The 13812-nt window shown below is 43.8% G+C and carries 11 protein-coding genes; 2 read left to right on the top strand and 9 right to left on the bottom strand.

Annotated elements, in window-relative coordinates; all coding sequences use genetic code 11:
- Positions 1 to 103: 103 nt before the first annotated feature.
- On the top strand, positions 104 to 1027 hold the full coding sequence (locus I2I13_RS22445; RefSeq protein ID WP_148365133.1) for a LysR family transcriptional regulator: 924 nt from the start codon (positions 104 to 106) through the stop codon (positions 1025 to 1027).
- Here the strand turns inward: I2I13_RS22445 and I2I13_RS22440 are convergent.
- The 6 genes from I2I13_RS22440 to I2I13_RS22415 form a co-directional block, all read right to left on the bottom strand.
- On the bottom strand, positions 1007 to 1858 hold the full coding sequence (locus I2I13_RS22440) for an SDR family oxidoreductase (RefSeq protein ID WP_148365134.1): 852 nt from the start codon (positions 1856 to 1858) through the stop codon (positions 1007 to 1009). The two genes, I2I13_RS22445 and I2I13_RS22440, sit on opposite strands and share 21 nt — an antisense overlap.
- Positions 1855 to 3078 carry an NADH:flavin oxidoreductase gene (locus I2I13_RS22435; protein WP_195650559.1) on the bottom strand — a complete coding sequence of 408 codons (1224 nt, stop codon included), beginning with the start codon at positions 3076 to 3078 and terminating at the stop codon, positions 1855 to 1857. The genes I2I13_RS22440 and I2I13_RS22435 overlap by 4 nt, the downstream gene beginning before the upstream one ends.
- A 53-nt stretch (positions 3079 to 3131) precedes the next feature.
- Entirely contained in the window at positions 3132 to 3893 is a 762-nt protein-coding gene (locus I2I13_RS22430) for a DUF1295 domain-containing protein (RefSeq protein WP_195650558.1), read from the bottom strand.
- A 184-nt stretch (positions 3894 to 4077) separates the two neighbouring features.
- Positions 4078 to 5421: a citrate/2-methylcitrate synthase gene (locus I2I13_RS22425; protein ID WP_148365136.1), complete on the bottom strand. Its 1344-nt coding sequence runs from the start codon at positions 5419 to 5421 to the stop codon at positions 4078 to 4080.
- Between the two features lie 20 nt (positions 5422 to 5441).
- On the bottom strand, positions 5442 to 6638 hold the full coding sequence (icd, locus tag I2I13_RS22420) for an NADP-dependent isocitrate dehydrogenase (protein WP_148365137.1): 1197 nt from the start codon (positions 6636 to 6638) through the stop codon (positions 5442 to 5444).
- A 3-nt stretch (positions 6639 to 6641) separates the two neighbouring features.
- The gene (locus I2I13_RS22415) at positions 6642 to 8885 is read right to left on the bottom strand and encodes an aconitate hydratase (protein ID WP_195650557.1); all 2244 of its coding nucleotides are present in this window, start codon (positions 8883 to 8885) and stop codon (positions 6642 to 6644) included.
- Between the two features lie 66 nt (positions 8886 to 8951).
- On the opposite strand from I2I13_RS22415, the gene I2I13_RS22410 reads away from it, so the two are divergent.
- Positions 8952 to 10889, top strand: coding sequence for an AAA domain-containing protein (locus tag I2I13_RS22410; protein ID WP_229128697.1), 1938 nt, complete (start codon positions 8952 to 8954; stop codon positions 10887 to 10889).
- Between the two features lie 478 nt (positions 10890 to 11367).
- Here the strand turns inward: I2I13_RS22410 and ilvC are convergent, their stop codons facing one another.
- The 3 genes from ilvC to ilvN all read right to left on the bottom strand — a co-directional run bounded on the left by ilvC (position 11368) and on the right by ilvN (position 13785).
- Positions 11368 to 12411 (bottom strand): ketol-acid reductoisomerase, encoded by a 1044-nt coding sequence (gene ilvC, locus I2I13_RS22405; protein WP_122136875.1) that lies wholly within the window; start codon positions 12409 to 12411, stop codon positions 11368 to 11370.
- A 67-nt stretch (positions 12412 to 12478) separates the two neighbouring features.
- Positions 12479 to 13222 carry an acyl-[acyl-carrier-protein] thioesterase gene (locus I2I13_RS22400; RefSeq protein WP_195357647.1) on the bottom strand — a complete coding sequence of 248 codons (744 nt, stop codon included), beginning with the start codon at positions 13220 to 13222 and terminating at the stop codon, positions 12479 to 12481.
- On the bottom strand, positions 13222 to 13785 hold the full coding sequence (gene ilvN / locus I2I13_RS22395; RefSeq protein WP_008650275.1) for an acetolactate synthase small subunit: 564 nt from the start codon (positions 13783 to 13785) through the stop codon (positions 13222 to 13224). Before ilvN ends, I2I13_RS22400 begins: the two co-directional genes overlap by 1 nt.
- Positions 13786 to 13812: the final 27 nt, after the last annotated feature.

Genomic DNA, 13812 nt, shown 5'->3' with positions numbered 1-13812 from the left:
AAATAAGAATTACATTTGCGGGTGCAAAAGTATATAACAAGCATTAATTATAAAAATCATAAAAATTTGGTATCACCCAAACTTTTCTAATAAATAAGACAAGATGAGAGCAGATCTGGAGTGGTTTAGAACCTTTAAAGCTATATTTGATACGGGAACTATGAGCGACGCCGCCAAAGAGTTGAATATTTCTCAACCTGGCGTCAGTCTGCATTTAAGTTCACTGGAAAATTATATCGGACATCCGTTATTTGAACGTAACACCCGGAAAATGATTCCCAATGAACGAGCAAGAAAGCTATACCGGCAAATATGTTACTCACTCACCAAATTGGAAGAAGTAGAAAACAGTGTCCGCAAGAGAAGTGGAAAAGAGAGAATGACTCTTTGCCTTGGAGTATATTCGGGACTATTTTCTCAACTAATAGCTCCTCATATCGCCGATTTAGATTTTAATCTCATCGTACAATTCGGAGACAACGACAAATTGAGTGAGCTTCTGGAAAGCGGTTCGGTAGACATTATCATCACTTCAATCGAAACGCCCATTCACAATATTTCATATCAAGTTCTCGGAACCTCCGAATTTATCGTCGCTGCAGGAAAAGAAACCGATATCTCTCAATTCCAGCAGCTGGATATTGAGAATAAGGGTCAGGTAAGAAAGTGGTTACAATCTCAACTTTGGTACAGCAACGAAAAAAATATATGGGCGCGTTTTTGGAAACTCAATTTCAAAAAAGAGAGCGATTTCGCACCCAATTATGTGATGCCTGACAAGAATACCATTCTCCGCTGTTTGGAAAAAGGTGTCGGCCTGGCACTTATGCCTCATTCTATCTGCCGGGATTCTATAGAACGAGGAGATATTATATGCCTGTGGAAAGGATATGTAGAGATGAAAAATACACTCTACATCGGACATCGGAAAAACTCAATATTAAGCGACGAGATCCAACAGATCAAAGAAATAATGACAACTGAATTCGAAAAATGTCATAATGAATCATGTCAGCCACTGCGCTAACGACCGTTCCGTCACCTCCCACAACTGCTCTTTCTGCACATGATTCGTGTATTTATCAGACAAGTTTTTCCGGTGGTTATTGACATACAGTTGTCCTGTCACGCCTGCTTCCTTTTCATCCAACAATAAACCGACTGCCGTAGAAGCCCCTTTCTTCGGTTTGCGGATAAAAGGACGAAAAAAAATATCCGTCAACGGATCAAACCACTTATGCATCGTAATGATATTGGTAGAAACAATTCCCGGATCGGCAGCATTGACGGTGATTCCTTTCTCACGAAGTTGCCCGGAGAGTTCGAAAGTAAATAGTAACAAAGCCAGTTTGGTGTTACTGTAAACAGGAATTCTCCAAAAACTCCCCGTTTTTCCTCTGTGAAAGAAATCGGGAAAATCGAGTTTACCAATTGCGTATGTACAAGAAACCATATTGACGATACGCGCTCCACGCACCATCAGCGGAACCAATTTCCGAGTAAGCAGATAAGGTCCCATATAGTTCACACTTACCGTTCGCTCAAACCCATCAGAAGTAGTATGAAAACCTGTTTCCATCGTTCCGGCATTATTCATCAGCAAAGCAATGGAGAGGTTTCTTTCCAAAATCTGGTTGGCAAAAGAAACTACCGATTGCATGGAAGACAAATCAATAGCTATTACTTCCAAATACGGGTTTCCGGTTTCCTTGCTCAAATGTTCGCGGACAATCTCCGCTTTCTTCGGATTATAACATGCCATTATGATTCGATAACCGGCTTTGGCTACGGCACGTGTTATTTCTGTCCCCATTCCTCCGTCCGCACCGGTGATAATCGCCCATTTCATTTCACTCATTTTTTCTCCAATTTATCAATCTCCTTTTGTAAAGACAAAGGGATTTGTTCTTTCAAATGTTGATGACAAGCCATTTCTATCGTATACATACGACCGATGCAATAATTACTGTGTCCACAGCTACAGCGTGCTTGTTCCTCCTTTTTCATCCGATTCACAAATCCCGGTTCGTTGAGCAAAGCTCTCGCCATCTGTACGGCATCAAAACCGGAATCGAGCACTTCATCTATTTTCTGACGAGAAACAAGACCGCCGACATAAATCAGCGGCGCATTCGGAAGAGCTGCCCGGAATTTCAGTGCATCTTCAAGGAAATATGCTTCTTTGAAAGGTACAGAGGGGATCATCCATTTACCAAACATACGGACTCCGTATTTCAGCCACCAGCAATTCATATAGTAAGACATCGAACGGATTGGCATGGCACCCCGCATCACATACATCGGTGCACGGCTCACAAAGCCTCCACTCAACACCAATCCATGAACTCCATGTTCCAATAGACGTTTGGCCACTTGTATCGATTCGTCAATCTCCATGCCTCCTTTGAAACCGTCACGCATATTCATTTTTACCAAAACGGCCATATCATTGCCTGCCGCTTTCATCACTTCTTCCATCACCAAGTCCATAAAACGCATCCGGTTTTCGAGCGAACCACCATATTCATCTTTCCGATGATTGGTATATGGAGAAAGGAACTGGCTAATCAAATAACCATGTCCTGCATGCACTTCAACAGCGTCAAATCCTGCTTCTCTCGCCAGATTGACAGCATTTCCATACGCTTGTGCCATTTCCGGCAACTCCTCCTTTTTCATTCCACGCACAAACGTAGGAGAGTAAAGATTAAAACCCGAAGATGCGGATATAGGAGTGACACCACAAATATTTCGATGGGACATATTCCCACAATGTCCGATTTGTATACCCACTGCTGCACCTTCATCGTGCACAGCTTTTGTCAATTCATGCAAACGGGGAATAATAGACGGACGCAACCACAACTGACGGTCGAAAGAAAGTCCGCTTTGCGTCACAGCCGCATAGGCCACTGTTGTCATACCCACTCCTCCCGCAGCTACCGAACGATGGTAATCCAGCAACATCTGCGTAGGAGTATTCTCCGGACACATGCTCTCAAAAGCTGCCGAACGGATTGTTCGATTCCGCAACGTCAAAGGGCCAAAGGTGACCGGACTAAAAAGTTTAGATTCCATAGTAGTATATTTATTGAGTCATATTTAAGTCGTAATGAAAAATGCCCTAATACCTAATAAAGGAAAGGGAACACTCGTTTCCGTTCTCCCACTGCATCGCCGAATTCTTCGCGATAACGGCACCAGATGGCATTGGCACGAGGAACAAGGTTAGCAATCGTCCACCAAAGGAAAACAAGTCCGGAAAGTGAACAGGTGAGTATCGCCCATCCTGCCCATTCCACTATTTCACCGAAATAGTTGGCAGAAGTGACATAACGGTACATACCTTTTTGAGGCAGATAGTGCCGGGTATCTCCCGGTTTGCGCAAGTGCCGGATGATATAGTCCGAATGCCAGTTCGTCAGCATACCTGTGAAAAAAAGCAGTGTGCCTATAATAAACCACGGTGAAGCGAACCAACCGGATTGATACATCGTTTCGGGAGCAAGATAAAAGATCCATTTACCTTGCATATAGCCATTCAGTAAATTAAAAAGAATACCCATCGACATGATTGACAGCGGCATCTTACTTTTCCCCGTCAGTAGCAGGGGAAAAATGAAAGCACGTTGAAAGTAATGAATCTGGAAGAACAGGAAAAAAGTGAAGATTACCGGTTCAAACCGACGCTCGGAATATATCCACATTACACACATCACTAGGAAAACGGGAGCTTCCATCCATATCCAGGCTAGTTTATTGGATATAGCTACGCCCCACGATGCTGTACGAAAAATGCCATATCCGGCTTTCACAAAGTAAAGGGCGATAAAAACAATCAGGGCAATCAGGCTCATCACGCCCAGAAACAGATTAAAAGCATCTATATTCATGTCGATCTTTTTTTGTAACACGCAAAAATAACAAAAATGAAACGAATGACGGTACAAAAAATAGAAAGAATCTGAAATACATTCCTTTAAGAACATAAAAAAACAGCATTCCCGAACGCATACCTGAAATTACGAGGCATACATCCGGGATCACTTATATATTCAATAAAAGGATTTGTTTTTATCAGCGTTTCTTGATTGGAATATAAGGCAAATCATCGAGTACATTCTTATAAGCCGGGCGGATAATTCGTTTGCCTTCGAAGGTCAATTCTTCATTACGGTGTGCACACCAGCCTACGATACGCGCCATAGCAAACAGAGGAGTGAAAATTTCCTGCGGCAAGCCGATCATTTCATACACGAAGCCTGAATAGAAGTCGATATTGCTGGATACTGTCTTTCCGTTGTTTTTAACACGTCCGAAAGTAGCGATGGCTCGTTCTTCCAACAGTTCGAGGAAAGCAAATTCACTTTCTCTTCCTTTTTCACGGGCAAGGTCACGAGCCAATTCTTTCAACAGAAGAGCACGGGGATCGGAGATTGTATAAACGGCGTGTCCTATACCGTAGATCAATCCGCTCTTATTATATACTTCCTTATTCAACATTCGGGTGAAATAAGTGTCTATCTCATCCACACTTGTCCAGTCTTTGATATTCTCTTTCAGATGCTGGAACATGTCGGCAACCTGAATATTTGCACCTCCATGAAGCGGGCCTTTCAATGAACCGATACCTGCGGCGATGGCCGAATAAGTATCCGTTCCGGTGGAAGAAGTAACGCGAACAGTGAAAGTGGAGTTGTTACCGCCCCCATGTTCTGCCTGAAGAATCAGCAACAAATCGAGGGTACGAGCATCAAGTTCGGTATAATTTCTTTTCAACATGTACAGGAAGTTCTCGGCAATAGAGAGTTTTTCCTGCGGATGGCGGATATGCAGAGAACGTCCGAAAGTAGCATGGCGAAGCATATTGTACGCATAAGCAATGATAGTGGGAAATTTCGAAATCAGTTCAATACTCTGACGCATCAGGTTATCCCGGGAAGTATCATCCGCATTCGCATCAAAACGGTACATTTCAAGCACACTGCGTGAAAGAATATTCATGATGTTGTTTCCTTCCAACTCTATGATATTCATTTTTGTTTTCTGCTCCAACGGCATATTGTCGTTAATCAATTCACGGAAAGAAAGCAATTCTTCTTTATCCGGCAGACGTCCGGAAAGCAACAGGTAAGCCACTTCTTCAAAACCGAAACGTTTCTCTTTGATAATGGCATGCGAAATATCTTCCACATCATAACCACGATAGAATAATTTTCCCGGTATCGGTTTCAATCCACCACCCGGAATACGTTCATAGCCTACTACATTACCGATTTTGGTTAAACCTACCAATACACCTGTGCCATCTTCATTACGCAATCCGCGTTTCACATCAAACTTTGGGAACAATTCATTATCAATCCGGGTAGCTTCCTTCATCTCCTCGGAAAGTTTGTAAATCAGGTACTCTTTTTTCATCTTTCTTCGTTTTTTATTCGTTACTTTTGTTTTTCAATTCTTTCCACGATCTCACGAGTGAAAGCGGAAGTAGAGAGGGAGGTTCCATTCGGCATAAAACGAGCCAAATCGTGTGTAGCGCGAGCGTCCAGGAAGCTTTGTTCCAAGGCTTTCTCTATCAGAGCAGCCGCTTCTTTCCAATCAAAATATTCGAGCATCATTACGGCCGAAAGTATAATAGAACAAGGGTTCACCACATCTTTTCCCGCAATATTGGGAGCTGTTCCATGAGTCGCTTCAAAAATGGCATGTCCTGTTTGATAGTTGATATTTGCTCCCGGAGCAATACCGATACCGCCTACCATGGCCGCCAGTTGGTCGGAAACATAGTCTCCATTCAGATTCAAGGTAGCTATCACGGAATATTCTTCGGGAATCAGGAGTGTATTTTGCAAGAAAGCATCGGCAATGCAATCTTTTATCACCAGTCTGCCATCTGCCAAAGCATCGGCAAATTCACGCTGTGCCAGCTCGTAACCCCATTTCTTGAAGCCACCTTCCGTGAACTTCATGATATTTCCTTTATGCACCAGCGTTACAGAAGGTAAATGATGGTCGAGCGCATACTGGCAGGCAGCACGTACCAGACGTTCAGTACCCTCACGTGATACAGGTTTCACACCGAAAGAAGAGGTTTCCGGGAAACGGACTTTTGTTACTCCCATTTCGTCTTTCAGGAATTTATAGAACTTTTCAGCTTCCGGAGTACCAGCTTCCCACTCGATACCTGCGTAGATATCTTCCGTATTTTCACGGAACACGCACATGTTCACTTTTTCAGGTGATTTGACAGGCGACTGTACTCCCTGATACCAACGAACCGGACGAAGACAGACATATAAATCAAGTGTCTGACGCAGCGCTACATTCAACGACCGGATTCCACCTCCGACAGGAGTTGTCAACGGGCCTTTGATTCCTATCAGGTATTCCTGAAAGGTTTCCATTGTTTCATCCGGCAACCAGGAACCTGTTGCATGGAAAGCACGTTCTCCAGCCAACACTTCTTTCCATTCGATCCGACGTTTGCCGCCATAAGCTTTCCGGATAGCTGCGTCCACTACGGCTTGCATGGCAGGAGTCACTTCCGCTCCTACTCCATCGCCGGTAATATAAGGTACGGTAGGCACATCGGGCACCAGCAACGTACCATCTGCTTGCATGGTTATCTTGCTCATATTTTATCTTGCATTTAAAGCAGAGCCGGCACGGAACCAGGCTATCTGCTGTTCATTATAGGTATGCTGTACTTCAAAACTTTCTTTCGTTCCGTCTTCGTGATGAAGAACAATCGTCAAATTGCGACCCGGTGCGAAATGGACTAAACCTACTACTGACAAAAGATCGTGTTCCTGAACCTTCTCATAGTCTGCCTTGTCTACAAAAGTAAGAGCAAGCATTCCCTGCTTTTTCAGATTCGTTTCGTGGATACGGGCAAAACTCTTAGCCAGAATGACACGCACATTGAGAAAGCGCGGTTCCATGGCTGCATGTTCACGGCTGGAACCTTCTCCATAATTCTCTTCGGCAACAACTATAGACGGAATACCTTCAGACTTATACATTTTTGCCGTACCGGAAACTGTTCCATAAGTATTTGTTGAACGATTCCAAACGCTGTTCGTTTCACCGTTGAAAGCATTGACAGCTCCCATCAGCATATTGTCGGAAATATTCTCCAAATGTCCCCGGAAGCGGAGCCACGGACCTGCCATAGAGATATGGTCGGTAGTACATTTTCCTTGTGCTTTAATCAGTAAAGGCATATTCAGTAAATCCTGTCCGTCCCATGCCGGGAAAGGCGTCAAGAGCTGGAGACGTTGAGAATCAGGCTTCACCTTGATTTCCGTTTTTGCTCCGTGCGGGGCAATATACCCCTCGTTTCCGGATGTAAAACCTTTCAAAGGAAGTTCATCTCCTACTGGTTCGGATAGTTTCACCTTTTCTCCGTCATGATTCACCAGTCTGTCTTTCAACGGATTGAAGCAGAGATCGCCGGCAATCGTTAATGCCATTGTCAGTTCCGGAGAAGCTACAAACGCATAGGTATTCGGATTACCGTCAGCACGTTTGGCAAAGTTACGGTTGAAAGAAGTAACGATTGAATTTTTCCGTGTCGGATCGTCCGTCTCGCGTTTCCATTGACCGATACAAGGGCCACAGGCATTTGCCATAATCGTGGCACCCAACTGTTCAAAAGCTTCAATCATCCCATCTCTTTCGGCAGTAGCCCGAATTTGTTCCGAACCCGGATTGATGATTAACGGAGCAGCGACACTCAAGTTCTTTTCAGTGACCTGTTTCGCCAAAGAAGCTGCACGACTCAAATCCTGATAAGAAGAATTGGTACATGAACCGATCAAGCCCACCTCCATTTTGCGGGGGTAGCCGTTCAATAACACTTTTTCTGCAAATTCGGAAATAGGAGTAGCGGCATCCGGTGTAAACGGTCCGTTTATATAAGGTTCGAGTTCCGACAAGTCTATTTCAATCACACGGTCGTAATAGTTGGATGGTTCGTCGGTCACTACATCATCCGCACGAAGATCGGCATCGACAGTCTCCGCCCAATCGACCACACAATCTCTTCCGGTAGCCCTTAAATAGGCAGCCATGCGCCCGTCAAACGGGAACAGAGAGGTAGTAGCCCCTACTTCGGCACCCATATTACAAATGGTAGCTTTCCCGGTAGCAGAAAGGGATTCGGTTCCAGGACCAAAATATTCGATAATAGCATTTGTTCCTCCTTTTACGGTAAGGATGCCGGCCAGTTTCAGGATTACATCTTTCGGAGATGTCCAGCCACTTAGTTTTCCGGTCAGACGAACACCGATAATCTTCGGCATTTTCAGTTCCCATTCCATTCCTGTCATCACATCCACAGCATCCGCGCCACCAACACCGATAGCTACCATGCCCAGTCCGCCTGCATTAGGAGTGTGGGAATCCGTTCCTACCATCATACCGCCGGGGAAAGCATAGTTTTCGAGTACTACCTGATGGATAATACCTGCTCCCGGTTTCCAGAAACCGATGCCGTAACGGGAAGATACATCGCGAAGGAAGTCGTATACTTCTTCATTGGTCAATCTTGCCGTAGCAATATCCGCCTTTGCACCTTTGTACGCCTGTATCAAGTGATCGCAATGTACTGTTGAGGGCACAGCCACCTGATCCTTACCTGCATTCATAAATTGAAGCAATGCCATCTGCGCAGTCGCATCCTGCATAGCTACACGGTCGGGACGGAAGTTCACATAATCTTCTCCCCGTTTGTAATCTTTTAAATCGGCTACATCATACAGATGAGCATACAAAATCTTCTCGGCCAACGTCAAGGGGCGTTTCAATATAGCCCGTACGTGTTCTACCTTTCCTTTATAAGCAGCGTAGAAAGCTTCTAACATAGTCACATCATATACCATATTGTTTTATCTTTTATGAGTCTATCTATAAAAATAACGAACGGCGTTCGAGTAATGTTTAACAAAATGAAATATTTTTTCTACCCGGAACGAAGATTTGTTACCTTTGCGCCTATTATGAGTAATAATCCGAAAAGTCCAATCATCGACCTTCAGCAACAGCAACTCCTCCTACGGATGGAGTATGAACACGAAAAGGAAGAATTTAAACGGCAGACCGAAACAATGGGCGTTGCCCGTAAAGTGAAACGCGGTCTCTGCTGGTATCCCGTCTCTCTTGGCCGAAGTTACTACAATTCTCTGAATCAGCTTGTAATAGATATTACACGGACCGAAAATAAAGAAATAGAGCATTCCTTCGAGTTCGGCCGCCCCGTCTGCTTTTTCCACCAGTCATTCGAAGGAAAAGTGAAGTACATGAATTTCATCGCTACTGTCAGCTTTGCAGATGAGGAGCGAATGGTAGTTGTACTTCCCGGAGCGGGAGCTTTAGCGGAACTGCAAACTGACGGCATACTGGGGGTGCAACTTTATTTTGACGAAACATCCTACCGGGCCATGTTCGAGGCACTGGAAGACACCATACGCGCTAAAGATAATCGTCTGGCAGAACTGCGTGATATTTTGCTTGGCACACAAAAACCGGGATTCCGGGAGTTATATCCTGTCCGCTTCCCCTGGCTGAACAGCACCCAGGAAACAGCTGTCAACAAGGTACTCTGCACACGTGATGTATCCATCGTTCACGGTCCTCCGGGAACCGGAAAAACAACGACTCTTGTCGAAGCAATTTACGAAACATTGCACCGGGAACCGCAAGTGCTTGTCTGTGCACAAAGCAACACTGCTGTCGACTGGATTTGTGAGAAACTGGTAGACCGGGGAGTACCCGTACTCCGCATCGGGAATCCTACCCGGGTCAACGACAGAATGCTTTCATCCACCTACGAACGCCGGTTTGAAAGCCATCCTGCCTATCCGGAACTTTGGGGAATTCGCAAATCTATCCGTGAAATGGGTAGCCGGATGCGCCAGGGAAGTTATTCTGAACGGGAAGGTATGCGTAATCGCATGAGCCATCTCCGCGATCGTGCCACAGAGTTGGAAATACAAATCAATGCCGATCTATTTGATAGTGCCCGTGTGATTGCTTCTACACTGGTCAGCAGCAACCATCGTCTGCTCAACGGGCGTCGCTTTCCTACTTTGTTCATTGATGAAGCTGCTCAAGCGCTCGAAGCTGCCTGCTGGATTGCCATCCGTAAGGCAGACCGCGTCATCCTTGCAGGAGACCATTGCCAGCTCCCACCAACTATCAAATGTATAGAAGCCGCTCGTGGAGGACTGGATCACACGTTAATGGAAAAAGTGGTTCAGCAAAAGCCTTCTGCTGTTTCTTTATTAAAAGTGCAGTACAGAATGCACGAAGCCATCATGCAGTTTCCCTCCAACTGGTTCTACCACGGAGAACTGGAAGCTGCTCCGGAAGTGCGCTACCGGGGTATTCTTGATTTTGACACTCCTATGAATTGGATTGATACTTCGGAAATGGACTTTCACGAAGATTTTGTAGGTGAGAGTTTCGGACGCATCAACAAGCAGGAAGCCAATCTATTACTACAGGAACTGGAAGCATATATCGAACGGATCGGCAAAGAACGGATATTGGATGAAAGAATTGATTTCGGTCTGATTTCACCCTACAAGGCGCAAGTGCAATATTTGAGGGGAAAGATCAAAGGGAGCAGCTTTTTACGCCCCTTCCGCAGCCTCATCACCGTAAACACGGTAGACGGTTTTCAGGGACAGGAGCGGGACGTTATTTTCATCAGTCTTGTACGTGCCAACGAGGATGGGCAGATTGGGTTCCTGAATGATTTGCGAAGAATGAATGTAGCGATTACAAGGGCACGAATGAAGCTTGTTATATTAGGAGACACCTCTACCCTTACCAAACATCCTTTTTACAAAAGGCTGATGTTATTCATTAAAAAGGAGGATTAAATACTTAATCCTCCTTTTAACAAAGTGCACTTTCTCACGAAACCACACTTCGTTTTAACACAAACAAAACAAACAATATTTTATTTTACGTCAGTACTATTCTTTATTTAAGAAGCCATTAAAATGACTTTTACTTTCAATATACAAATGCAGATTTCAAAAAGAAATATCAACTCCCATAAAGATAAAACACACTAAATCACCACTTCTGAGAAATCAAAAGCAGCGTCATTCGTTTATTTATTTAGTGATGTTAATCATTCTTCAGGGCTGGTTAAGTTAATTCATACTTCTCGTTTATTTTATCTGATGACGCAAAGATAAACATAAACTTGCATTTTTTGTCCATATAATCAATATATTTTTGAAAAATAATTTCGGAAAGCTTCATTTATTCATTTCTAAATCTCTTTTTAACCCAAAAAGGGAGAAAGCAAACAGCCCTCTCCCTTTTACAAACTTGTATAATTTATCCAGTTTAATTGTTTTCCGGACGAAGTTTACGAACAGTAACAGCAGTCTGCCACATTTCGCTTTCACGCAGTTGACGGAGCTCTTCATTCAATTTTTCACGATAATCAGGTTGTGAATTACTGTCGATAGAAATCTGTGCTTCGTTACCAGTCTTCACGCTATTATACAACTTTTCAACTACCGGCTTGATAGCGTCGTGGAATGGGCCCATCCAATCAAGAGCACCGCGTTGAGCAGTAGTAGAACAGTTAGCGTACATCCAGTCCATACCGTTCTTTGCAAACAACGGCATCAATGACTGTGTCAGTTCTTCCACTGTTTCATTGAATGCTTCAGAAGGAGTATGACCGTTTTCACGCAATACTTCGTACTGTGCCAGCAACAAACCTTGGATAGCACCCATCAATGAACCGCGTTCACCTGTCAAGTCAGAAGTAGCTTCACGTTGGAAAGTTGTTTCAAACAGATAACCGGAGCCAATACCAATACCCAGTGCGATGGTTCTATCCATTGCTTTGCCTGTAGCATCCTGATAGATAGCATAAGAAGAGTTCAAGCCACGTCCTTCGAGGAACATAGTACGCAAAGAGGTACCCGAACCTTTAGGAGCAACCATGATAACGTCGATATCAGTAGGAGGAACTACACCTGTACGGTCATTCCAAGTGATAGCAAAACCGTGTGAGAAATAAAGAGCTTTTCCGGCAGTCAAGTAAGGTTTGATAGTAGGCCATACAGACATTACTGCTGCGTCAGACAACAGGCACATTACAATAGTACCTTTCTCGCAAGCTTCTTCAATGCCGAACAAAGTTTCGCCCGGAACCCATCCGTCTGCTACTGCTTTATCGTATGTTTTTCCTTCACGTTGACCAACGATTACATTGAAACCGTTATCACGCAAGTTCAGTGCCTGTCCAGGTCCCTGTACGCCATAACCGATTACAGCAATTGTTTCATTTTTCAATACTTCACGAGCTTTTTCCAATGGAAATTCGTCACGGATTACTACAGTTTCAGTAGTACCTCCAAAATTCAACTGTGCCATTTTCTTTTTGTTTTTAGTTTTTGATGACTTACGTCATCCGTTATTAATTAATTTTGTATTCTCACATTTATTCAAATATCACTTTCGAACGGCAAACAACTTCGCTGCCATTCTTCTTTACTTCTACGTGAAACTCGTTTGCATTCACTTCGTCGCAGAAGAAAGAGAGCTCATCACCAAAATAACTTTCGGCCACGTACGCCATCTCGAAACGGCGGATACGTTTGGTCTTGTACAACTCTATCGGGAACAAATCAAGGATATGCTCAATGTAACGGATGCTGTTCACATGACCGTTAATATCAATATCACTGTATTTTGCCGTCAGGGTAGCCATTGACTGATCGCTTGTCACTTTGATACGTGAAGGTTTTTCAATAGGACAAGGTTCGTCACAGACATAATCTACGATACTTCCTCCGTGCAAGGTCAATAGATCGGCCGGTTTGCGGGTATTGAGATTAATCATTGCCCATACGGAACGCGCATAACCAATCTTTTTCCCATCCTTATCAATAATAGCAAAGTTACGGTCAGTAAACAAGCGGTAGACATTTTCCACCCATGTTTGAACTGAAAAGTTCTCATATTGATAAGGCATTTCATCCAACTCAACAGCTAGACGCGAAAGTACCCAAGTGTAATTATCCTCGTTCAGTGTTGCAATACCAAAGCCACGGTCACTTGCGTGAAAACCAGCACAATTCAACAGATGATTTCCCAGTACGCCCATAGTCAGACGTCCGTTAAAGTCAACATGAAACGGTTCTGCCACAAACTGATAAGTTCCTATTTTATTTTCTTCACTCATTATTCTTGTTGGTTTTTACTCTGGTTATACATGGCTTCCCGTCCATCGAGAAACTCGTTCACCCGTTCAAAGCAACTGGTAGTAATCGCTACGCGTCCCGACCGAACAAACTGCAAAACACAATTTAAAGCCTTCAGTTCACCGTAGAGTGAGGTTATATCTTCGCTCATGCCATTTTTCTCGACAATAGAAAATACCGGATTGACTTCCACTACACGGGCATTGTATCTGCGGATCAACTTGGATGCTTCCGGAGTTTCCTGAAAAGCAGGAGTAGATACCTTATAAAGTGCAATCTCATGGAAGTATATTTCATCCTCGGTGAAATAATGTGCCTGAATCACATCGATCTTCTTTTCAATCTGTTTCACTACCTTCTCAATGGTGTCCTTATCTGTCAAGGCTGTAATCGTATACTTGTGTACACCTTTAATAGAAGAAGCAGATACATTCAGACTCTCGATGTTGATTTGCCGACGAGTAAATACAGCAGTTACCTGATTCAGCAATCCGGCTATATTTTCGGAATGAACTATTATCGTATATAATGTCTTGTCACTCATAATCCTAAATTTTAATTGCGAACTTTC

This window comes from Bacteroides sp. D55t1_190419_B8 (assembly GCF_015558905.1).
In the GTDB taxonomy this organism is placed as follows: Bacteria; Bacteroidota; Bacteroidia; order Bacteroidales; family Bacteroidaceae; genus Bacteroides; species Bacteroides vicugnae.
The sequence above is the reverse complement of the archived record's forward strand: the minus strand, read 5'-3'. Positions and strand labels throughout refer to the sequence as shown.